The sequence below is a fragment of the Microbacterium sp. KNMS genome, assembly GCF_053851835.1.
Genome location: NZ_JBSQBP010000031.1, coordinates 13,866 through 35,601, shown reverse-complemented (window position 1 = coordinate 35,601; position 21,736 = coordinate 13,866). Strand labels below are relative to the sequence as shown.

Here is a 21,736-nt window from a genome sequence, read left to right as displayed (position 1 = left end):
GGATTCCTGTCTGCGCGTCGGTGGGTGTCAGGCCTTCAGGCGAGACGCGATCGCGTCGCCGATCTCGGCGGTCGAGCGCTTCTCGCCCGTGCGGGCGGCGATGTCGTCCTCGATCGCGCGCGACACGCGATCGGCCGCGTCCTGCAGGCCGAGGTGGTCGAGCAGGAGGGCGATGGAGCCGATCGCCGCGGTGGGGTCGGCCTGCTGGGTGCCCGCGATGTCGGGGGCCGAGCCGTGCACGGGCTCGAACATCGAGGGGAAGTCGCCGTCGGGGTTGATGTTGCCCGAGGCTGCGAGTCCGATGCCACCGGTGACGGCGCCGGCCAGGTCTGTGAGGATGTCGCCGAAGAGGTTGTCGGTGACGATGACGTCGAAGCGACCCGGGTTCGTGACCAGGAAGATCGTCGCGGCGTCGACGTGCAGATAGTCTACGGCCACGTCCGGGTGCTCCCGCGCGACCTCGTCGACGATGCGCTGCCACAGGCGGCCCGCGTTGACGAGCACGTTCGTCTTGTGCACGAGCGTGAGGCGACGGCTGCGGCGCTCGGCGAGCGCGAACGCGTAGCGCACGACGCGCTCGACGCCGAACGCGGTGTTCACGCTCGTCTCGTTCGCGACCTCGTGCGGGGTCCCCTGGCGGATCGAGCCGCCGTTGCCGACGTACGGACCCTCTGTGCCCTCGCGCACGACGACGAAGTCGATGTCGCCGGGCTCGGCGAGCGGGCCGTCCTGCCCGGGGTAGAGCTTGGACGGGCGGAGGTTCACGTAGTGGTCCAGCGCGAAGCGGAGCTTCAGGAGCAGCCCGCGCTCGATGTTCGCGCCCGCGAGCCGCGGGTCGCCGGGCGTGCCGCCCACCGCGCCGAGGAGGATCGCGTCGTGCGCCCTGATGGCGTCGAGGTCGTCGTCGGTGAGCGTGTCGCCGGTCTCGAGGTAGCGGCCCGCTCCGAGCGAGAAGCGGGTCTTCTCGAAGACGACGTCGCCGCCCGCGGTGACGGCGTCGAGCACCTTCTCGGCCTCGGCGATGACCTCGGGGCCGATCCCGTCACCGGGGATGACGGCCAGTTTCACGACGCGGGGCATTGCTCTCCTTCGGATGTCTCGGCATCCGCCGGGGCTCCGGTCAGTGCGACGCGTGCTCCCGGCGTCCTCCCAGGGTAGTCGCCGCGATCGCCATCGCGAGCACGACGAGCCCCGCGCCGATGAGCGACGTGATCGTCACGCCGCCGTCGAACGCGGTCGCCGCCGCGGACCGGAGCGCCTCTCCCGCCGCTCCCCCGACGGAGTCCGCGGCGTTCATCGCTCCGGCGAGCGTCTCCTCGGCATGCAGCGCGAGCTCCGCGGGGATCCCCTCCGGCACGACGAGGGTCGAGCGGTACCACCACGTGAGGATGCCGCCGAGGATGGATGTGCCGAGCACGGCGCCGAGCTCGTACGCGGTCTCCGAGACGGCGCTCGCGGCGCCCGCCTTCTCCGCGGGAGCGTTCGCGAGGATGAGCTCCCCCGACACGGTCTCGGCCGCGCCGATCCCCGCGCCGAGGAGCGCGAACCCGAGCACGAGCATCCCGACGTCGTGTGCGCCGACGAGCGCCACGATGAGGTACGCCGCGAGCGAGAGCAGGAGCGCCGACGGGATGACGATCGACGCGCGCACACGCCGCGCGATCGGCGTGACGATGAAGCCGCCGGCGATCGAGGTGAGGGCGCCGGGCAGGAGCGCGAGGCCCGCGATCATCGGGCTCAGGCCGACGATCATCTGCAGGTGCTGCGACACGAAGTAGAGGAAGCCCACCATCGCGATGACGCTGAAGAGGTTCACGAGCATCGAGCCGCTGAACCCGGCCCGCGCGAACAGCGACATGTCGAGCATCGGCTGCGCCATCCGCAGCTGCCGGCGCACGAAGAGCCATCCGAACAGGACGCCGATGACGACGGGAGCGCCGCCGGCGAGACCGTGCACGGCGATCTCCTTGATGCCGTAGGCGAGGGGCGCGAGCGCGAGCATCGAGAGCAGGATGCTCGGGAGGTCGATCCGGCCGGGGTTCGGATCGCGGCTCTCGCTCACGAAGAGCGGGGCGAGCACGAGCATGAGGACGAGCATGGGCACCGCGAGCAGGAACACGCTCTGCCACGGGAAGTGCTCGATGAGGAAGCCGCCGACGATCGGGCCGAGAGCCCCGCCCGCGGAGAACATGCCGGCCCACACGGCAACGGCGATGCGCCGCTGGTTGCGCTCGGGGAACAGCGAGCGCAGGAGCGACATGGTCGACGGCATGAGGGTCGCGCCGAACAGGCCCATGACGGCGCGCGCCGCGATGAGCCATCCGGCTGTCGGTGCGAAGGCCGCGAGGACGGAGACGACCGTGAACCCGATCGCGCCGGTGAGGAGCAGCAGGCGGCGCCCGAACCGGTCGCCGAGCGATCCCATCGTCACGAGGAGCCCCGCCAGCACGAGCGAGTACGCGTCGATGATCCAGAGCTGCTCGGCGCTCGTGGGCTCGAGCTCCTTCGCGATGGCGGGCAGCGCGAAGTTGAGGATCGTGTTGTCGATCGACACGAGGAGCACGGGGAGCATGAGGACCGCGAGCGCGGCCCATGCCCGCCATCCGGCGCGCTGCGTCGTCGTGGGCTGGGTCGTCGTGCCGGTCGTCATCTCATCCGCCTGTCTCAATTACTGTACCGTCCAGATGGTACAGTAACTGCCATGGCTGTGCACGCCCTGGGCAGCGCGCGCCGTGTGAGAGGCTCGTCTGCATGAGCCGCCCGCCCCGCGCCAGAGAGAAGGTCCTCGACGCCTTCGAGAGCATCCTCCTCGAGGAGGGCGAGAGGGCGGCGACCCTCGAGGCGGTCGCGCGCCGAGCGGGCGTGTCCAAGGGCGGTCTGCTCTACCACTTCGGCTCGCGCGACGCGCTCGATGCGGGCCTCGTCGACCGGCTCCGGCTGCTCGCGGCCGACGACATGGCGGCCCTGCACGACGCACCCGAGGGCCCGATCTGGTACTACATCGCGACCTCCGCGCACGTCGGCGGGCCGTTCGACCGTGCGATCTCGGCGGTCGGCCGCCTCGCGCACGGCGGCAACGCCCTCGCGCGCGGCGCCCTCGCCGAGCTCCGGGATGCGTGGGCAGACGCCATCCGCCCGCACGTGCGCGACGAGGCCGCCCTCGAGCTCGTGCTCCTGCTGAGCGACGGCCTGTACGTGAACTCCGCTCTGCTCAACGACGTTCCGAGCCCGGTCCCCACCGGCGAGGCGCTGGAGGCGCTCATCCGCCTCGTCGAGGGGGCGACGCGCGCCTGAGCACGCGCGAACGCCCCCGCCCGATGGGCGGGGGCGTTCGGTGCGCCGGGGTCAGGCCTCGGCGATCTCGATCTGCCGGATGACCGACGCCTCGATCGCCTCGCCGACCTCGGCGAGCAGGTCCTCGGGGACGCGCGAGTCGACCGTGAGCACCGACAGGGCCTGGCCGCCGGCCGAGCGGCGCGCGATCTGCATGCCCGCGATGTTGATGCCGGCCTCGCCGAACTTCTGGCCGTAGACCGCGACGATGCCGGGGCGGTCGGTGTAGAGCATGACGATGTGGTGCTTCTCGATCGGCACCTCGATCTCGTGGCCGTTGATGCCGACGATCTTCTGCACCATCCGCGTGCCCGCGAGCGTCCCCGCGACCGTGAGCACCGTGCCGTCCGACAGCGCACCGCGCAGCGTCGTGAGGTTGCGGTACTCGGGGCTCTCCTTCTCCACGATGAGGCGCGTCTCGATGCCGCGCTGCTCGGCGAAGACGGGGGCGTTCACGTACGAGACGTTCTCGCTCACGACGTTCGACAGGATGCCCTTGAGCGCGGCGAGGCGGTAGACGCTCACGTCGTAGTCGGCGAGCTCGCCGCGCACCTCGATGTCGAGGCTCGTGAGCGCCGACGTGGCGAGACCGCTGAAGACCTGGCCGAGCTTCTCGACGAGCGCGATCCCGGGGCGCACGAACGGGTCGATGACGCCGCCGGCGACGTTGACGGCGTCGGGCACGAGGTCGCCCTCGAGCGCGAGCTTGACCGACTTCGCGACCGAGATGCCGGCCTTCTCCTGCGCCTCCGACGTCGACGCCCCGAGGTGCGGCGTGACGACGACGTTCGGCAGGGCCGTGAGCTTCGTGTCGGTCGGCGGCTCGCTCGTGAAGACGTCGAGGCCGGCGCCCGCGATCTCGCCGTTGACGAGCGCGTCGTACAGCGCGTCCTCGTCGATGAGGCCGCCGCGCGCGACGTTCACGACGTACGACGTCGGCTTCATCGCCTTGAGCTGCTCGGCGCCGATCATGCCCGTCGTCTCGGGCGTCTTCGGCATGTGGATCGTGAGGAAGTCGGCCTGCGCGACGAGCTCGTCGAGGCTGAGCAGCTCGACGCCCAGCTGCTGGGCGCGCGCGCTCGTGACGTACGGGTCGTATGCGACGACGCGCATCCCGAAGCCCTGCATCCGCGCGGCGACGAGGGCGCCGATCCGGCCGAGGCCGACGACGCCCAGCGTCTTCTCGAAGAGCTCGACGCCCGTGTACTTGCTGCGCTTCCACTCCCCGGCGCCCAGCGAGGCGCGCGCCGCCGGGATGTGGCGGGCGAGGCTGAGGATGTGACCGCACGTGAGCTCGGCGGCCGAGATGATGTTCGACGTCGGCGCGTTCACGACCATGACGCCGGCGGTCGTGGCGGCCTTGATGTCGACGTTGTCGAGGCCGACGCCGGCGCGGGCGACGACCTTGAGCTTCTTCGCGTGGCCCAGGGCCTCCTCGTCGACCTTCGTGGCCGAGCGGATGAGGATGGCGTCGGCGTCCGCGAGCGCGTCGAAGAGCGCGGGGCGGTCGGTGCCGTCCACATTGCGGATGTCGAAGTCGGGGCCGAGCGCCTCGATCGTTGCGGGAGAGAGTTCTTCGGCGATGAGCACGACGGGCTTCGGCACGGATGGATCCTTCGATGCGGATGGGCGCGGGCGCGCGGGAGCGGGTTCGACGCGCCACACGCCGTGGGGGCGCGACGGCGACCACTCTATCGGAGCCGCGCGCCCTGCTCTCGCCGGGCGCGTCATCCGGCGACGCGGGGGCCGGTCAGAAGAGGTTCGACGGGTTCGACGTGAAGGCCTGCATGTCGAGCCAGAACACGGCCGTGACCGCGAGACCGGCGAGCAGCGCGACGGCCAGCCATCCGATCCCCCGTGTGCGGCCCAGGCCGAAGGCGATCGCGAACGCCGCGATCGGCACGAGAACCGCGAGCAGCAGCACGACCCAGGCGACGGCCGACAGCGAGATGCCCTGCGCCGAGGTGGTCTGCACGAGCGTCACGAGGTAGGTGATCGCGCTCCACACGGCATAGGCGTAGAGGAGGGCGAACGCCCCGGCGACGACCGCGACGAGCCATCCCGGCGTCCTGCGCTCCTGCGTCGTCGAGGTCACTGTCCGACCACCCCCACCATCACGAACGGCCACGGCACGAGCAGCACGATTCCCGCGGCGAGCCACGCGAAGCGCCGCCAGAGCGGCGCGCGGCGCGTGCCGAGCCAGGTCACCGCGAACCACAGGAGGGGCGACGCGATCGCGAGCCACATGCTGCCCTGGAACATGAAGTCCGCCACCGCGTTCGTGCTCTGCTCGATGCGCTCGCGCAGGCGCGTCGCTCCGAGGAACCATCCGATCGTCCACAGGAGGTAGACGCCGCCGATCACGCCGAGCGAGACGAGCGCGACGTTCCCGAGCGGGGCGGCCTCGTCACCGGCGTCCGCCGTCGTGACGGCGTCCCGCCCCTTCCCGACGGCGCGCCATCCCGCCGGCAGGACAGACGGGTCATCCTTCTCGCCGGGTGCGTCCGGCGCGGCCTTCTCGCCGGGCTCGGCCGCGGTCTCGGAGCGCGCGTCGAGCGTGGGGTCGTCGTCGCCCTCCCAGCGGAGGGCGTCATCGTCGCGGGACGGCATGAGCCCAGGCTATCGGCTCACGGCTCCGCGATGCGGAGGCCGCTCGTGGCGAGCCCCTTCGGGTACTGCAGGCCGACGGAGACGCGGAAGTCGTCGTCGGCGACGTCGTAGCGCCCCTGGACGCCGGCCTCGACGATCCGCCACGGCCGATCCGCGGCGAGCGTGGTCTCGCGGCCGTCGTCGGCCACCGCCTGCGGGTAGTCGAACGGCGCGCTCGCGTGCTCCCCGAGGGTCACCGAGATCGTGTCGACGGCGATCTCTCCGGTCGCGAGCGACACCTGGAGGAGCCGCTGGAAGCCGGTCGCGCGCATCCCCGTCTCGGTGCGGAACTCCTGGTAGTCGCCCAAGATCTCCACCACGTCGTGGCCGGGGATGCCGCCCGCGTCATCCGTCTCGATGCGGGCGAGCCCGTGATAGTGGCCAGACAGCACGAGGACGACGCTGCGGTGCGGGGCGACGATGCGCTCCCACAGCTCGTCGGCGCGCGAGACCCACCTGTTCTCGGTCGCCCGCTCGGCCGAGCCGCTCGCGTCCTCAGGGAGCAGATGCTCGTGCGTCGCGACGATGATGTTCGCGCGCGGATGCTCCGCGATCACGCGCTCCGCCCACGCGAGCTCGCGCTCGGCGTACGCGTAGGGCAGAGACAGCACGATGAACTCCGCGCCCTCGCGGGTGAAGGAGGTCCAGTTCGCGCTGCCGTCATCGGGGGCGATGGACCCTCCGTACCAGGGGGCATCGGCGTAGCGGCGCGGGCCGAAGTGCTCGTTGAAGAGATCGTTCGTCGCTCCGCGCTTGTTGTCGTGGTTTCCCGGGAGGACGCTGTTCGGGACGCCCGCCGCGTCGAGCTCGCCCTGGGCTGCCGACGCGACGGCGAACTCGCGACGCGCACGCTCCTCGCCCTGGTCGGGGTCGACCCAGTTCTGGACGAGGTCGCCGGTGTGGACGGCGAACGCGATGTCGCGCGGCCCGGCGTTCGCCGCGATCCACGCCGTCTGCTCGCGGTACACCTCCGGGTGGGCCTCGCTGAGGTACTGCGTGTCGGTGAGGTGGCTCACGGCGAAGTCGTAGGTGCCGGGAGCGGCGAGACCGTCGGCGGCGTCCGCGATGGCGGGGCCGCTCGGCACGACCTGCACGAGCAGGCCGGTGGTCCCTTCGGGCAGCGTGCCGGAGAGCGTCACCGTGCCGTCGTCAGCGGCGGCCTCCTCGTCGATCGCGTGCCAGCGCCCGTCGGCCCATGCCGAGAGCCGCGCGGGGGCCGGACCGGCGACCTCGCCCGACCAGGTGGCCGTCCCGTCGGCAGCTCGCGCGAGCTCGAACCGCACGTAGGGGTGCGCCCATCCGTCGTCGCTCGCCGCGAGCCGCGCCGTCTCGAGCGCGGCGGGCCGCTCCCCCGCCGCCGCCTCGGCCGTGAGGGCCCCGCCCTCGCTCGCTCCGGTGAAGGCGCGGGCGACGACCGGATCGATGCCGTCGACGGCCTGCGGCTCATCCGCCGCTGCCGCGACCGCGCGAGCGGCCCGTGCGCCATCGGCCGGCGTGGCCGCGGCGATCCGGAGCGCAGCCTCGGCCGTGAGCTCTCCGACGGGCGTCTCGTCGTGGAGGTCGAGCGCGCCCGGGCTCGACGGCCCGCCTCGGAAGTCGTTCGCATCGTCGCCCGTGAAGCCCACGCGCTGCCAGGTCTCGCCGGCCAGGCGGTCGACTCCGAAGGTCGACAGGGCGAGCCCCTTCGTGCACGGGCTCACGACGTCGTTCGACGCGTCCTGCTCGTTGCGGTGGAAGATGCCGACGCTGTCGACGCGCTCTCCGGCAGCGTCCTCGATCCACACGCCCGATCCCTGGTAGCCGAGGGCCGTCGCGTACACCGCGTCGGCGCCCTGCGCGGCGCGGGTGCCCTCGAGCGCCGCGAGCCAGGTCTGCCCGGGCGCGAGCCGGACGCCGGCCGGCACCTCGATGAGCGGCGTCCGCTCGCGGAAGCCGTCCGGCGCGCACGCGCGGATGCGCCATCCGCTCAGGTCGACGACGGCGTCGCCGTAGTTCGCGAGCTCGACGAGATTGTGCCGCTCGGCGCTCGGCAGCTCCGGGTCGGTCGCGACCTCGCTCAGCGCGACGCCGGGGTCGCCGTACGCGAAGGCGATCTCGAGGCGGTCGTCGGCCGTCGCGTTCTCGCGACCCGGCGTGCGCGGGGCGATGAGGAACTCCCCCGTCTCCTCGTGCCGCTGCCAGCTCTCGCCGCGCAGGTGGTCGAGGACCGACGGCAGCTTCGCGTCGCCCGTCTGGCAGGCCGTGTCGGCGTGGTTCGAGACGCTCACGCCGTCCACCCGTGCGCCCTCGGCATCGACGAGGAGGACGCCCGACACGGTGTCGGCGAGCGAGGTCGTCGTCCGCACGTCGACGTCGCCGCGGAGTCCCGGCCCGCCCACGACCAGGCGCTCGCCCTCCCGCAGCTCCGTCCCATCCGCGAACCGCGCCTGCAGCGTCTCCGAAGTGAGCGCGCCCGTGCGCGTGCAGCGGTAGAGCGCCCAGTCCGAGAGGTCGACGTCGGCGACGGCGCGCAGCTCGACGAGGTCGTCGTCACGGCCGCCGGGGCCCGCGCTCGCGACCTCCGAGATGAGCGCCCGCGGCTCGGCCGGCTCGACGGCGGGCGCGGCGGCCTCACGCGGCGTCGCGCGGGTGCGCACGAAGTCGGCGGCCAGGTCGCCCGTGCGCCCGACCCGCTGCCAGCTCTCGTCGAGCGCGGCCCCGAGCGCATCCGGGACGTTGCCGGCCGCGCTGCACTCGCTCTGCGTCGGCCACGGCTCGGACGGATACGCCGCGAAGGCGTCGACGGCTCGCCGCCGCGCATCCTCGAGCACGAGCCCGTACCCCTCGCTCGAGAAGGGCCCGCGCATCGCGACGTCGGCGTCGACGCCCGTCCCGACCGTGATCCGCTCGCCGGGCGCGAGGACGACGCCCGCGAGGTCGACCTCGTGGTCGGCCTCCGCGAGGCGCGTGCCGTCGCCCGTGCAGCGGTGCACGCGCCATCCGCTCAGGTCGATCGCGTGCGGCGACAGATTGCGCAGCTCGAAGAAGCTCGCGGCGGGGTCGTCCGGCGTCCCGGCGCCGACCTCGTCGATGACGATGTCGCCGTCGGTCGGCGCGGCGACGGCGCCGGATGGCGCGGGCGTCGCGCACGCGGGAACGAGGGCCGCGGCGAGCGCGAGGAGAGCGAGGGAGCGGTTCCGGCGGAGGGCACGAGAGCGCGTCACGCGATGAGCGTCGCCGCCCGCGGTGAACGGACGGCGACCGTCGTGCGCGCGGCGTGTGAACGCGCGGAGACCACCCGGGCGCGGGCGTCAGCCCGCGGCGATCAGTCTTCGATCTTGCGCTTGCGCCAGCGGATGCCCGCGTTGATGAGGCCGTCGATGTCGCCGTCGAAGACGGTCGCGGGGTTGCCGACCTCGAAGCCCGTGCGCAGATCCTTCACGAGCTGCTGTCCGTAGAGGAAGTACGAGCGCATCTGGTCGCCCCAGCTCGCCGTGATCGTTCCGGCGAGCTCCTTCTTCTTGGCGGCCTCCTCCTCGCGCTGCAGCAGCAGCAGTCGGGTCTGGAGCACGCGCATGGCCGCCGCGCGGTTCTGGATCTGCGACTTCTCGTTCTGCATCGACACGACGATTCCCGTGGGGATGTGCGTGATGCGGACGGCGGAGTCGGTCGTGTTGACCGACTGGCCGCCGGGGCCCGACGAGCGGAAGACGTCGACGCGGATGTCGTTCTCCGGGATCTCGACCTCGACGGCCTCCTCCATGACGGGGATGACCTCGACCGCGGCGAAGCTCGTCTGGCGCTTGTCGGCGGAGCCGAACGGGCTGATGCGCGCGAGGCGGTGCGTGCCGGCCTCGACCGAGAGGATGCCGTAGGCGTACGGCGCATCGACCTCGAACGTGGCCGACTTGATCCCGGCGCCCTCGGCGTACGACGTGTCCATCACCTTGACGGGGTACTTGTGACGCTCGGCCCAGCGCAGGTACATGCGCATGAGCATCTCGGCGAAGTCGGTGGCGTCGTCGCCGCCTGCACCCGAGCGGATGGTCACGACCGCGGCGCGCTCGTCGTACTCCCCGTCGAGCAGGGTCTTCACCTCGAGGTCGCCGATGACGCGCTCGAGGTCGGTGATCTCCTTGCGCGCCTCCTCGACGGAGTCCTCGTCGCCCATCTCGTTGGCGAGCTCGACGAGCACCTCGAGGTCGTCGAGGCGACGCTCGACCGCCTCGATGCGCGCGAGCTCGGACTGGCGGTGGCTCAGCGCGCTCGTGACGCGCTGGGCGTTCGCGGTGTCGTCCCACAGGCCGGGCTCCGACGCCTCCTTCTCGAGACGCGCGATGTCCGCGCGCACGCTGTCGACGTCGACCACCTCTCGGATGTTCGCGAACGTGGAGCGCAGCGCCTGGATCTCGGCGGAAGGATCGAACTCAAGCATGACGCTCCAGCCTATCCTGCTCGGCGTAACGTGGAAGCCGATGCCCTCGACTGCCGACGCCCCGTTCGATCCGATCCGGCGGTATGCGCCCATGATCTACGGGCCGACGGCCCTCTACTCGCTCGGCCAGGGAGCCATCCTCCCGCTCCTCCCGGCGCTGGCCGCCGACCTGGGCGCCGATCTCGCGGTCGCCGCGCTCGTGTCGGCCGCGATCGTCGTGGGTCAGCTCGCCGGCAACATCCCCGCCGGCTGGCTCGTGTCGAAGGCCGGGGAGAGGCGCACGATGCTCATCGCGTCGCTCGCGTCGCTCGTGGGCATCGCGGGGATGCTCCTCGCGCCGCACATCGCCCTGCTGGGGCTCTCGGTGCTGCTCATCGGGTTCTGCGCGTCGTCGTTCGCGGTGGCCCGCCACACATTCATGACGACGCGCGTGCCGTACGCGCACCGCGCCCGCGCGCTCGCCCTCGTCGGCGGCTCGTTCCGCCTCGGCGGATTCACGGGGCCGTTCGTCTCGGCGGGCCTGCTCGCCCTGTTCGGCGACGAGATCGCCTCGGTGTGGTTCTTCGCGGTCTGCCTGCTCGGCGTCGCGGCGCTCGTCGCCTTCGGGCCCGATCCCGAGGAGAAGGCGCTCATCGCCGATCGTCTCGCCGCGCGCGAGCGTGCCGACGCGCGCGCCGATCTCGACGAGGAGGACACGGGCGAGCCGGTGACCGGCTCCATCCCGGCGACCGAGCGGATCGGCGTGCTGCGGACCATGCACCGCCATCGCGGGGTGCTCGCCCGGCTGGGAGCCGCTGCCGCGTCGCTCGCGGCCGTGCGCTCGGCTCGTCAGGCCGTGCTGCCGCTGTGGGGCGTCTCGATCGGCCTGGACTCGCAGACCCTCGCCCTCGTCGTCGGCGTCGCGGGAGCGGTCGAGTTCTCCCTCTTCTACGTGAGCGGGCAGGTCATGGACCGGTTCGGCCGCCTCTGGGCGGCGGTGCCCGCGCTCCTGCTCATGGGCGCGGGCTTCGGCGCGCTCGCGTTCACCCACGACCTCGACAGCGCGGTGCTGTGGTTCGGGGTCCTCGCCCTCGTGATCGGCGTGGGCAACGGCCTGTCGTCGGGCATCCTGCTCACGCTCGGAGCCGACGTGGCCCCCGAGCGCGACCCTGCGCCGTTCCTCGGCGCGTGGCGCACGCTGACCGACGGCGGCGCGGCGCTCACGCCGCTCATCGTGTCAGCCGTGACGGCCGCCGCGTCGCTCTCGGTCGCGACCGGTCTCGTCGGCGTGGTGGGCCTCGTCGGCGCCGCGGCGTTCGTGCGCTACGTGCCCCGCTACGCCCCACGGCGCGACTGATTCAGCGCAGCGCCGTGCGACTCGTCGCGGTCGCCTCGAGCGCGACTCCGGCCGGGACGAGCGCGCTGAGCAGCGGCGCGTGCCACATCGTCGCGACGGTCACCCGCGCCGAGAGGCCGTCGGGCGTCCCCGCCGCCACGAGGGTCTGATCGCCGGGCGCGGCCGCCACGATCGCCTCGGCCTGCGCGCGCACGGCGCCGTCGTCGAGTCGCGCGAGAGGAGCATCGCCCTCGAGCGACAGCGTGAAGCCGTCCGCGCCCGCGAGCGCCGCCGCATCCGCGACCGCGTCGAGGGACTTCTGCGCGAGATACAGCGACGTCGCGTTCGCGCACACGATGATGAGCGCGAGCGCGAGGACGGCGTACCCGATCGTGAGCGGGAGGATGCTCCCGCTCTCGTCGCGCAGGAGGCCCCGGGCGCTCACGTGCCGCCCCAGAAGCGCGAGACCTTCTGCACGGATGTCGACTCGACGGGGATGCTCGTGAGGCGATCGAGCCCGAGGACGGGCGGCACGAGCGGCAGCGGGACCCTCGCGCCGATCGTCACGACGACCGTGGAGCCGGCCTCGGGGCACCCGACATGGGCGGGCACGCACGTCACGGAGACCTCGAGGGCGTCGGGCGCGATGCCGTACTCGGGCGGCACCGACGAGAGCACCTCGGGCAGCGCCGCGAACGTGTCGTCGATCCCGCCGGTCCGCGCGAGCGTGTGCGCCGCATGCCGTGCCGTCGCCTCGACGCCCAGGGCGTGCTCCTGGACGACGCCGAGCGCGACGACCAGGTAGGCCAGCGGGACGAGCAGCACGATCCCGCCCACGAGGAACTCGAGCGCGGCCGACCCCCGCTCGTCGTCCAGCGCCGCGTCAGCCCATCGACTCGACCGGCGCACGCGCCGTCACCTCCAGCGTCCCTGGCACGCCGATCAGCCCGACGACGGGCGTCGCGGAGCGGACCGTGACCCGGATGTCGCCGCCCGACACCGCGGCGCTCACGTCCTGCGCGTAGGCCGATCCGATCGCGCGTGCGATCACGAGCCGGGTCCGCTCGGCCCCGCCTTCGGGCCCCACGTCGGCGAGCGCGGCGTGGTACGCGCCCTCGACGGCCGCATCGTGCAGGACGTTGCGGACGTACACCGCGAGCCCCAGCTGCAGGACGGCGAGGGTGAGGGCCGTGAGCAGGGCGCCCACGAGGACGAACTCGACCGAGCTCGAGCCGCGCTCGTCGCGGAGGCTCGGGCCGAGCACGGTCAGATCCCGTCGACGCTGCTGATCGCCCGCTGGAACAGCCCCTCGAGCGCAGGCCCGGCGAGGGCCCAGATGAGCACGACCAGGCCGGCGGACATCAGCGTGATCAGCACCCACCCCGGCACGTCGCCGCGTTCGTCCTCGGCGAGGTCCTGCAGGGTGTCGCCCCACGCGGTGCGGAGGCGGATGGCGAGCTCGTCGATTCTGCTCATGTCGTTTCCTTTCTCGAGGGGTCAGCCGATCCCGAGGCGGAGCATGACGATGCCCGGGAAGACGGCGAAGAGGACGCTGAGGGGCAGCAGGCCGAACACGAGCGGGAGGAGCATGAGGATCTCCTTGCGGCCGGCCTGCTCGATGAGCGCGCGCTTGGCCTCCTCGCGCGCGTCCGCCGCCTGCGCCTGGAGCGCCTGGGCGAGCGGGGAGCCGCGGTCGAGCGCCGCGACGATGTGCTCGACGGAGCGGCTGAGCGCGGGCACCTGGAGGCGCCGCGCCATCGCGAGAAGCGCATCGGGCAGGGCCGAGCCCGTGCGCACGTCGAGGACGACCGCGCGCAGCTCGGCCGTGAGCTCGCCCGACCCCAGGCGCGCGACGCGGCCGACGCTGTCGTAGATGCCCTCCCCCGCTGCGAGGCAGAGCGCGAGGAACTCGAGCACGGTGGGGAGCTCCTCGCCGATCCGCGCCATCCGCGCCTTCGCGCGCCCGGTGAGGGCGAGGTCCGCGCCGACAGCCCCGACGGCGGCGCCCGCGACCGGCAGCACCAGCGTCGGGCCGGAGAGCGTGCCGCCGACGGCGAGCACGGCGACGACGAGTCCGCCAGCGACGAGCCCGATCAGGGTCGCGGCCAGCTGGCGGCCGCGGAACGCGGCGACGTCGACCGGGCGGCCCGCTTGCGCGAGTCGGCGCGCGATCCCGTCCGCACCCCCGAGCAGGGCCGTCAGCCGACGCTGCGCCGCCGCCCACAGGGCTCTGGCCCCACCCGCGATCGCCGCACCCGGGTCGGCGACGGCCGACCACGCCGTCGTCCCCGCCGGATCGGTGATGTCGCGCAGGTACGGCGCGATGCGCCGTGCGAGGCTCGGCGCGCTCCAGCGCGGAGCGAGCATCAGGAGTGACCAGATGCCGAGACCGAGGCACCCGCCCAGGAGGAGCGAGAGCGCCGCGTCGGTCGCCCAGCTCATGCGAACCACCGCCGGGGCTCGGGCAGCCGGCCGATCCGGAGCATGACCCGGAACGCCACGATCGACACGGCCGCTCCCGCGAGCAGGAGGGCCACGCCCTCGGGGCTCGAGTACGCCTCCGCCCCCTCGGGCCGCATGGCGAGCAGGGCGACGATCACCCACGGCGCGAGGACGCCGAGGACCGCGGCCCCGCGCGTCCACGACTGCCGGGACTCCACCTCGGAGCGCAGGGCGGCGTCCGCGCGCACCGACGCGGCGAGCGCCCGCAGCACGGGGGTGAGCTCGGTGCCGCCGACCTGCCGCGCCATGCGCAGGGTCTCCACGATGCGGTCGGCCATCGGATCCGCGAGTGCGGACTTCAGCCGATCGGCGCTCGAGTCGAAGTGCCCCGACGCCGCCATATCGCGTTCGAAGCCCGCGAACGCCGCGCGGAGGGCAGCAGGCGCGGATCGCGCGAGCGATGAGACCGCGTCGGGCAGCGACATCCCCGCGCGGACCGAGGCGATGAGCAGGTCGCAGACGTCGGGCCAGAGCGCACGGCGGGCGCGGACGAGTCGCGCGGCGCGCGAGCGCAGCCACAGGAGCGGCCACGCGGCTCCCGCAAGACCCGCGAGGAGCGCGAGCACCCCCACGGTCGTCACGAGCCACGCGACGGACGCCGCGACGAGCGCCGCGCCTGCGCACGCCGCGACGACCACGCGCGGGGCGACATGGGAGAAGCCCGCGGACTCGAGCAGGGCCGCGAGGGCCGACGGGCGCTCGCGCGCTGCGCGCTCCCGCGGCGGCCAGAGCCATGGTGACAGGGCCAGCAGGAGTCCCGCGGCGAGCGCGGCTCCGAGGACGAGGATCAGCGCCATCGCTCCCCCGTCCGGTAGAGGGTGCGCGTCTCGGGAGCGTCGTCGATGACGCGCCCCGTGGGAGCGATGATCTCCTGGACGCGGCGCCGCCCGTCCTCGGCCCGCTGACAGTGCACGACGAGGTCCACGCTCGTCGCGATCGCCGGGACGACGAACTCGCGACCGATGTTGCGGCCCGCGAGCAGCGGGAGCGCAGCGAGCTTGGCGAGGGCGTCGACCGCCGAGTTCGCGTGGATCGTCGCGGCGCCAGGGATGCCCGTGTTCAGCGCGAGCAGGAGGTCCAGCGCCTCTGCGTCGCGCACCTCCCCGATGACGATCCGGTCGGGCCGCATTCGCAGGGCCTCCTTGACGAGGCGCCGGAGGGTGATCTCGCCCGTGCCCTCGAGGCTCGGCTGCCGACCCTGCAGCGCGACGAGGTCGGGCGCGTCCACGCCCAGCTCGAAGGTCTCCTCGACCGTGACGATGCGGTGCGCAGGCGGACACGCGGCGACGAGGGCACCCAGGAGGGTCGTCTTGCCCGCGTGCGTCGCTCCGGAGACGAGCACGCTGCGCCCCTGCCTCATGGCGTCGCGCAGGAGGTCGGCCGCCTCGGCCGCGAGCGATCCGATCTCCACGAGGCGGTCAAGGCTCCGCACGTGCGGGAGGAACTTGCGGATGTTCACGGCCCAGTTCCTCCGCGCGATCCCGCCGAGGACGACGTGCAGGCGCGAGCCGTCCGGGAGGGCGGCGTCGACGAACGGCTGCGAGAGGTCGATGCGCCGCCCTGTCGCGTGGAGCATCCGCTCGACGAGGTCGCGGACGGCCGCGTCGGTGAGCGCGAGCGGGAGGAGCTCGGTCACGCCGTCCCTGGCCACGAAGATCCGATCGGGGGCGTTGATCCAGAGCTCCTCGACCGTCGGGTCGTCGAGATGCTCCTGCAGGGGGCCGTATCCGGTCACGGCGGCGAGCACCTCGCGCACGGCCGCCTGCTCGTCGTCGACGATCGCGAGACCGCGGGCGAGGGCGAAGTCGTTGTGCCGGCGCACCTCCGCCTGCGCGATGCGCAGCACCGCCTCGGGTGCACGCGAGGGATCGGTCTGGTCGGCACGCAGCCGATCCCTGACTCGCTCCGCGACCGCGCTCATGAGGGGACCCACGCGGCCATCCTGGCCGAATCGCCGAGACGGCCTCGAAAGTTATCCACAGCGCAGCCGCGGTCCGCTATCGTGCCGACGCCGTTCGCGCAATGCCCTGTGTGCGCGGCCGCGCCGATGCCTTACTGGGGAGACCACGGACGAGCTCGAAAGGACCGCATCATGAGCACTCCCGAGAACTCATCGGAATCGCGCCGCGACCGGCGCGCCCCGGAGCACGCGGACTATCTCGCCGGCGACGGCGATGCCGGCCACGGCAGCGACGAGCCCACGCGCGCGTACGACGTGCGCGACGTCCGCGACGACACGACAGCGTCCCGCGCCGACACCACGGCCGTCCGCGCCGACCGCGAGGAGGTCGTGGCGCGCGAGAAGGAGGAGTTCGGCGGCTTCAAGTTCGGCTCGGCCTTCTTCGGATGGCTGTGCGCGATGGGCATGACGGCGCTGCTGACCGCCCTCGTCGCGGGAGCAGGGGCGGCTCTCGGCCTCGGCGAGCAGGTGACCGCCGATGAGGCGGCCCAGAACGCCGACACGATCGGCATCGCGGGCGCCGTCGCTGTGCTCGTGATCCTGCTCGTGTCGTACTACGCGGGCGGGTACGTCGCGGGGCGGATGGCGCGGTTCAGCGGCGCGAAGCAGGGCCTCGCGGTCTGGCTGTGGGCCGTCGTCATCGCGATCGTCGTCGCGATCGTCACGGCGGTCGCGGGTGCGCAGTGGAACATCCTCGCCGACGTCAACACGTTCCCCCGGCTCCCCTTCAACGAGGGCGAGCTCACGACGGTGGGCATCATCACCGCGGTGGGCGCGCTCCTGGTGAGCCTCGGCGGAGCGGTGCTCGGCGGGCTCGCGGGCATGCGCTACCACCGCAAGGTCGACCGCGCGGGCTTCCGCGCCTGATCGCTCTGGCACGCTGGTGAGGTGATCTCCGAAGCCGGTCTCGCGTTCGTCTCCGAGCGCCACCTCGCCACCCTGTCCACGATCGGCCGCGATGGCCGCATCCACGCCGTCCCGGTGGGCATGACCTACCGGGACGGCGTCGTGCGGATCATCGGCACACGCGGCACGCAGAAGTTCGTCAACGCCGCGCGTGCAGGGCGCGCGACCGTGAGCAGCGTCGACGGCGCCCGCTGGATCAGCTTCGAGGGCCCCGCGCGCGTGCGGGATGAGCCCGAGGCGATCGCGGAGGCCGTGCGCCTCTACACGGAGCGCTACCGTCAGCCACGCGAGAACCCGCGCCGGGTTGTCCTCGAGATCGCCGTCGAGCGGGTGATGGGATCTGCCGGCATGAAGGCGTGATCGGCGTTCATGGTCGCGCTCCCTCCCGCGCCGTAGACTGATCGGACTCGCGGGAGTGGTGAAACTGGCAGACACGCAGGATTTAGGTTCCTGTGCCTCCGGGCGTGTGGGTTCAAGTCCCACCTTCCGCACGAGACGCGGTCCCGCGTCGCACCCCTCCCACCGACATCCGGAGCATCGTGCACCACATCGCTCTCATCCCGTGGCTCGACCCGCAGGCGATCATCGACGCGGCAGGGCCGTGGGCGCTGCTCGTCGTCTGCCTCATCGTGTTCTCCGAGACCGGCCTGCTCGTCGGCTTCCTTCTCCCCGGCGACACGCTCCTGCTCATCTCGGGGCTCCTCACCCACACGGTCGACGTCTTCGGCGTCAACATCTGGGTCGTGAGCGGCCTCATCGCGCTCGCCGCGTTCGTCGGCGGCGAGGTCGGGTACCTCATCGGGCACAAGGGCGGGCCCGCGGTGTTCGAGCGCAAGGACTCCGGCGTCTTCAGCCGCCACAACGTCGAGCGGACCAACGCCTTCTTCGAGCGCTTCGGCGGCATCACGGTGGTGCTCGCGCGCTTCGTCCCGATCGTCCGCACCTTCGCGCCGGTCGCGGCGGGCATCGGTCATATGCCGTGGAAGCGATACTCGCTCTACAACCTCATCGGCGCGCTCCTGTGGGGCTTCGGCCTCACGATGTTCGGCTACGTGATCGCGTACATCCCGTGGGTCCGCGACATCGTCACGGAGTACATCGACGTGATCCTGCTCGCTGCCGTGGGCGGCACCGCGCTCATCGTGCTCTGGCACTACCTGCAGGAGCGCCGCCGCGCGCGCAAGGCCGCGGAAGCGGCGCCGGCCGAAGACCTCGTGCTCGACGCCGAGGTGTTCGAGCGCGCGCCCGACATCGACGGAGACGGCAAGCCCGACTTCTGATCCGGTCAGGAGGCCTTCTTCGACCGCTTGCGCGGCTTGGCCTCCTTCTCGGGCTCCGCCTCCTCGGCCTCCTTCTTGCCGCCGCGCGCGGCGCGCGATCGCTCGACGCTCGCCCGCAGCGCCTCCATGAGGTCGATGACCTCGCCGCCCTTCTCCTCCTCGGCGCCGAAGGTCGCCTCGGTGTCGACCGCGTCGCCCTTCTCGAGCTTCGCCTCGATGAGGGTGCGGAGCTCCTTCTGGTACTCGTCGACGTACTCCTCCGGGTCGAAGTCGGACGAGTAGCTCTCCACGAGGCTCTCGGCGAGCTCGAGCTCCTTCTCGCTGACCTTGATGGGGTCCTCGAGGGCGGGGAACGACGCCTGCCGCACCTCGTCGGCCCACAGCAGCGTCTGCAGCATGAGCACCCCGTCGCGCACGCGCAGCGCCGCGAGCCGCGTCTTCTGCCGCAGCGAGAAGCGCACGATCGCCGTCCGGTCCGTCCTCTCGAGGGTCTCGCGCAGGAGGCCGTACGACTTGGGCGACGCCGAGTCGGGCTCAAGGTAGTACGCGCGGTCGAAGGTGATCGGGTCGACCTGCTCGGTGGGCACGAACTCGACCACCTCGATCTCGCGGCTGCGCTCGGAGGGAAGCGACTTCAGATCGTCGTCGGTGAGCACGACCGTGCGCTCGCCGTCGTCGAACGCCTTGTCGATGTCGCGGTACGCGACGACCTCGCCGCACACCTCGCACTTGCGCTGGTACCGGATGCGGCCGCCATCCGCCGCGTGGACCTGGTGGAGCGACACGTCGTGGTCCTCCGTGGCCGCGTAGACCTTGACCGGCACGTTGACGAGGCCGAACGTCAGCGCGCCCTTCCAGATCGATCTCATGGCACCAGTGAAGCGCTCCCACGCCCCGGCCGCCAGGGGTTGACGCGGATCGGCCCCGCGCGCATAGCCTGAACCATGCCCGTGCCCCAGCAGCAGACCGTCGAGGTCGCCGGGCGCCGCCTGCGGGTGTCGCACCTCGAGCGCGTCATGTATCCCGAGACGGGCACGACGAAGGCCGACGTGATCGCGTACTACACGCGCATCGCGCCGCTTCTCCTGCCGCACGTCGCCGGGCGACCCGTGACGCGCAAGCGCTGGGTCGAGGGCGTCGGGACGACGGAGGCGCCCGAGGAGGCGTTCTTCGCGAAGGCGCTCGAGCCGGGGGCGCCGTCCTGGGTGCCGCGCAGGGCCATCCAGCACAGCTCGGGGCCGAAGGACTACCCGCTCGTCGACGAGGTCGCGACACTCGTCTACCTCGCGCAGGTCGCGAGCCTCGAGCTCCACGTGCCGCAGTGGCGGTTCGCGCCGGATGGATCGCCAGGGCCGGCGGACCGGCTCGTGCTCGACCTCGACCCCGGGCCCGGTGCGGGGCTCGCGGAGTGCGCCGAGGTCGCGCGGCTCGCGCGCGGGATCCTGCAGGGGATGGGACTCGAGCCCCAGCCGGTCACGAGCGGCAGCAAGGGCATCCACCTCTACGCCGCGCTCCCCCGCCCGCTCCCCTCCGATGACGCGTCGGCGCTGGCCCGCGAGCTCGCGCGCGCACTCGAGGCGGACCATCCCGACCTCGCGGTCAGCGCGATGCGCAAGGACCTGCGCGCGGGCCGCGTGTTCGTCGACTGGAGCCAGAACAACGGCAAGAAGACGACCGTCGCGCCCTACTCGCTGCGCGGACGCGCGCGGCCCTGGGTCGCCGCGCCGCGCACGTGGGACGAGCTCGACGACCCCGACCTGCGGCACCTCGAGCTCGACGAGGTGCTCGCGCGCGCCGACGCGATCGGCGACCCGCTCGCCGGGATCGACCCGCCCGCGGCCGCGACCGGCCCTCTCAACTCCTACATCGCCAAGCGCACGGCGGGGCGCACGCCGGAGCCGGTCCCCGAGACGCCCCATCCCGAGCCCGACGACGGGGATCTCCCGCGCTTCGTCGTGCACGAGCACCACGCGAGCCGGCTCCACTGGGACCTCCGGCTCGAGCGCGCCGGCGTCCTCGCCTGCTGGGCCGTGCCGAAGGGCATTCCCGACACCCCCGACCGCAACCGCCTCGCGGTGCAGACCGAGGACCATCCGCTCGCGTACATCGACTTCCACGGCACGATCCCGAAGGGAGAGTACGGCGCCGGCACGATGACTATCTGGGACGAAGGCACGTACGAGACGGAGAAGTGGCGCGACGACGAGGTCATCGTGACGCTCCGCGGACGCGAGGACGGCCCGCTCCACGAGGTGCGGATCGCGCTCATCCGCACCCAGGGATCCGGCGAGAAGTCGTCGTGGCTCCTCCACCGCACGAAGCGGCAGCCGGGGGCGGCCGCGGAGCCCGCGCGCGACGAGGCGCCGCCCGCGCGGCCGGCGCCCATGCTCGCGGTGCACGGCACGCCGGGGCTCGCCCGGACGCTCTCGTCGCCGCCGTGGGTCGAGTTCAAGTGGGACGGCGTGCGCGCGCTCGGCGAGTGGCGCTCGGGCGCCCTGCGGCTCTTCGCGCGCTCGGGCGCCGAGATCACGCAGCGCTACCCCGAGCTGTCGGGAGCGGCCCGCACGCACCTCGACGCGTGGGACGCGCTCGTCGACGGCGAGATCGTCGCGCTCGACGAGCAGGGTCGGCCGAGCTTCTCGCTCCTTCAGAACCGCATGCACCTCGAGCGCGCCGACGACGTCGCCCGCGAGAGCGCGCGGGCGCCCGTGCTCCTGTACCTCTTCGACATCCTGCGGCTCGACGGCCGCGACCTCACGCCGCTGCCGCTGGAGGAGCGCCGGCACCTGCTCGAGGAGACGGCGGCGACGGCCGGTCCGTCGGTGATCGTGCCGCCGGTCTTCGACGACGTCGACATCGCCCTTGACGTCGCGCGCGAGCACGCCCTCGAGGGCATCGTCGCGAAGCGGCGCGCGTCGCCCTACCGGCCAGGCACGCGCAGCGAGGACTGGCTCAAGGTCAAGCTCACGCACACGCAGGAGGTCGTCATCGGCGGGTTCCGGCGCGGTAGGGGCGGCAGGGCCGGCTCGTTCGCCTCGCTCCTCCTCGGCGTGCCCGATGCGGATGGACTGAGGTACGTCGGCAGGGTCGGCACGGGCTTCTCCGATCGGGAGCTGCGGCGCCTGCGCGACCTGCTCGCCCCGCTCGAGACCCGGGAGTGTCCGCTGCGGGACGTCCCCCGTGAGGACACGGGCGACGCCACCTGGGTGGAGCCGCGGCTCGTGGGCGAGGTCGAGTTCGCGGAGTGGACGCGCAGCGGCAGCCTCCGGCAGGCGCGCTGGCGCGGGCTCCGCCCCGACAAGGCCCCTGACGACGTCCGCACGGAGGCGTGACGCGACGGGTGCCGAGGAACCGCTATCGTGGGCGCTTGTGTGCCA

At 72.7% G+C, this 21,736-nt stretch carries 21 protein-coding genes and 1 tRNA gene; 7 read left to right on the top strand and 15 right to left on the bottom strand.

Going from position 1 to position 21,736, the window contains the following annotated elements; all coding sequences use genetic code 11:
- Window positions 1–27: 27 nt before the first annotated feature.
- Together ACWXWW_RS16145 and ACWXWW_RS16140 are read right to left on the bottom strand one after the other, a co-directional pair.
- The gene (locus tag ACWXWW_RS16145; protein WP_455970850.1) at window positions 28–1,080 is read right to left on the bottom strand and encodes a 3-isopropylmalate dehydrogenase; all 1,053 of its coding nucleotides are present in this window, start codon (window positions 1,078–1,080) and stop codon (window positions 28–30) included.
- A gap of 40 nt (window positions 1,081–1,120) precedes the next feature.
- On the bottom strand, window positions 1,121–2,650 hold the full coding sequence (locus ACWXWW_RS16140) for an MFS transporter (RefSeq protein ID WP_271171646.1): 1,530 nt from the start codon (window positions 2,648–2,650) through the stop codon (window positions 1,121–1,123).
- A 101-nt stretch (window positions 2,651–2,751) separates the two neighbouring features.
- On the opposite strand from ACWXWW_RS16140, the gene ACWXWW_RS16135 reads away from it, so the two are divergent.
- Window positions 2,752–3,294 (top strand): TetR/AcrR family transcriptional regulator, encoded by a 543-nt coding sequence (locus ACWXWW_RS16135; RefSeq protein ID WP_271171645.1) that lies wholly within the window; start codon window positions 2,752–2,754, stop codon window positions 3,292–3,294.
- Between the two features lie 51 nt (window positions 3,295–3,345).
- On the opposite strand, the gene serA is transcribed toward ACWXWW_RS16135, so the two are convergent.
- The 5 genes from serA to prfB all read right to left on the bottom strand — a co-directional run bounded on the left by serA (window position 3,346) and on the right by prfB (window position 10,396).
- The gene (gene serA / locus ACWXWW_RS16130) at window positions 3,346–4,938 is read right to left on the bottom strand and encodes a phosphoglycerate dehydrogenase (protein ID WP_324011533.1); all 1,593 of its coding nucleotides are present in this window, start codon (window positions 4,936–4,938) and stop codon (window positions 3,346–3,348) included.
- A 145-nt stretch (window positions 4,939–5,083) separates the two neighbouring features.
- Window positions 5,084–5,428, bottom strand: a complete 345-nt coding sequence (locus tag ACWXWW_RS16125) for a hypothetical protein (RefSeq protein WP_421075716.1) — start codon at window positions 5,426–5,428, stop codon at window positions 5,084–5,086.
- The gene (locus ACWXWW_RS16120) at window positions 5,425–5,943 is read right to left on the bottom strand and encodes a DNA polymerase III subunit gamma/tau (RefSeq protein WP_421075717.1); all 519 of its coding nucleotides are present in this window, start codon (window positions 5,941–5,943) and stop codon (window positions 5,425–5,427) included. The genes ACWXWW_RS16125 and ACWXWW_RS16120 overlap by 4 nt, the downstream gene beginning before the upstream one ends.
- 17 nt (window positions 5,944–5,960) lie before the next feature.
- On the bottom strand, window positions 5,961–9,185 hold the full coding sequence (locus tag ACWXWW_RS16115; RefSeq protein WP_455970848.1) for a metallophosphoesterase: 3,225 nt from the start codon (window positions 9,183–9,185) through the stop codon (window positions 5,961–5,963).
- Between the two features lie 101 nt (window positions 9,186–9,286).
- Window positions 9,287–10,396 carry a peptide chain release factor 2 gene (prfB, locus tag ACWXWW_RS16110; protein ID WP_271171640.1) on the bottom strand — a complete coding sequence of 370 codons (1,110 nt, stop codon included), beginning with the start codon at window positions 10,394–10,396 and terminating at the stop codon, window positions 9,287–9,289.
- 40 nt (window positions 10,397–10,436) lie between these two features.
- Between prfB and ACWXWW_RS16105 the strand changes: the two genes are divergently transcribed.
- Complete coding sequence (locus ACWXWW_RS16105) at window positions 10,437–11,732, top strand: MFS transporter (RefSeq protein WP_324014885.1); 1,296 nt, start codon at window positions 10,437–10,439, stop codon at window positions 11,730–11,732.
- A 1-nt stretch (window position 11,733) separates the two neighbouring features.
- Here the strand turns inward: ACWXWW_RS16105 and ACWXWW_RS16100 are convergent, their stop codons facing one another.
- From ACWXWW_RS16100 to ACWXWW_RS16070, 7 genes are read right to left on the bottom strand one after another with little or no spacing between them, the layout of a single operon-like run.
- Window positions 11,734–12,156, bottom strand: coding sequence for a pilus assembly protein TadG-related protein (locus ACWXWW_RS16100; RefSeq protein WP_421075719.1), 423 nt, complete (start codon window positions 12,154–12,156; stop codon window positions 11,734–11,736).
- The gene (locus ACWXWW_RS16095) at window positions 12,153–12,620 is read right to left on the bottom strand and encodes a TadE family protein (protein ID WP_282977533.1); all 468 of its coding nucleotides are present in this window, start codon (window positions 12,618–12,620) and stop codon (window positions 12,153–12,155) included. The genes ACWXWW_RS16100 and ACWXWW_RS16095 overlap by 4 nt, the downstream gene beginning before the upstream one ends.
- Window positions 12,595–12,975, bottom strand: a complete 381-nt coding sequence (locus tag ACWXWW_RS16090) for a TadE/TadG family type IV pilus assembly protein (RefSeq protein WP_282977531.1) — start codon at window positions 12,973–12,975, stop codon at window positions 12,595–12,597. Before ACWXWW_RS16090 ends, ACWXWW_RS16095 begins: the two co-directional genes overlap by 26 nt.
- Before the next feature lie 2 nt (window positions 12,976–12,977).
- A complete protein-coding gene (locus tag ACWXWW_RS16085) occupies window positions 12,978–13,187 on the bottom strand; it encodes a hypothetical protein (protein WP_271171636.1) in 210 nt (69 codons plus the stop codon).
- Window positions 13,188–13,208: 21 nt separating this feature from the next.
- Window positions 13,209–14,153 (bottom strand): type II secretion system F family protein, encoded by a 945-nt coding sequence (locus ACWXWW_RS16080; RefSeq protein WP_455970845.1) that lies wholly within the window; start codon window positions 14,151–14,153, stop codon window positions 13,209–13,211.
- Complete coding sequence (locus ACWXWW_RS16075; protein ID WP_455970843.1) at window positions 14,150–15,010, bottom strand: type II secretion system F family protein; 861 nt, start codon at window positions 15,008–15,010, stop codon at window positions 14,150–14,152. Before ACWXWW_RS16075 ends, ACWXWW_RS16080 begins: the two co-directional genes overlap by 4 nt.
- Window positions 15,001–16,134 (bottom strand): CpaF family protein, encoded by a 1,134-nt coding sequence (locus ACWXWW_RS16070; protein WP_455970860.1) that lies wholly within the window; start codon window positions 16,132–16,134, stop codon window positions 15,001–15,003. Before ACWXWW_RS16070 ends, ACWXWW_RS16075 begins: the two co-directional genes overlap by 10 nt.
- A gap of 171 nt (window positions 16,135–16,305) precedes the next feature.
- Here ACWXWW_RS16070 and ACWXWW_RS16065 point away from each other — a divergent pair, with 171 nt between their 5' ends.
- The 4 genes from ACWXWW_RS16065 to ACWXWW_RS16050 all read left to right on the top strand — a co-directional run bounded on the left by ACWXWW_RS16065 (window position 16,306) and on the right by ACWXWW_RS16050 (window position 18,359).
- Window positions 16,306–17,040, top strand: a complete 735-nt coding sequence (locus ACWXWW_RS16065) for a hypothetical protein (RefSeq protein ID WP_324011548.1) — start codon at window positions 16,306–16,308, stop codon at window positions 17,038–17,040.
- Window positions 17,041–17,061: 21 nt separating this feature from the next.
- Complete coding sequence (locus tag ACWXWW_RS16060) at window positions 17,062–17,439, top strand: PPOX class F420-dependent oxidoreductase (RefSeq protein ID WP_455970841.1); 378 nt, start codon at window positions 17,062–17,064, stop codon at window positions 17,437–17,439.
- 49 nt (window positions 17,440–17,488) lie between these two features.
- Window positions 17,489–17,570, top strand: a tRNA-Leu gene (locus ACWXWW_RS16055).
- Between the two features lie 48 nt (window positions 17,571–17,618).
- A complete protein-coding gene (locus ACWXWW_RS16050; protein ID WP_455970839.1) occupies window positions 17,619–18,359 on the top strand; it encodes a DedA family protein in 741 nt (246 codons plus the stop codon).
- 5 nt (window positions 18,360–18,364) lie between these two features.
- Here ACWXWW_RS16050 and ku read toward each other — a convergent pair whose 3' ends face one another.
- Window positions 18,365–19,228 carry a non-homologous end joining protein Ku gene (gene ku, locus ACWXWW_RS16045; protein WP_271171630.1) on the bottom strand — a complete coding sequence of 288 codons (864 nt, stop codon included), beginning with the start codon at window positions 19,226–19,228 and terminating at the stop codon, window positions 18,365–18,367.
- Window positions 19,229–19,303: 75 nt separating this feature from the next.
- Here ku and ACWXWW_RS16040 point away from each other — a divergent pair, with 75 nt between their 5' ends.
- Window positions 19,304–21,691: an ATP-dependent DNA ligase gene (locus ACWXWW_RS16040; RefSeq protein ID WP_455970837.1), complete on the top strand. Its 2,388-nt coding sequence runs from the start codon at window positions 19,304–19,306 to the stop codon at window positions 21,689–21,691.
- The last annotated feature ends 45 nt before the right edge of the window (window positions 21,692–21,736 follow it).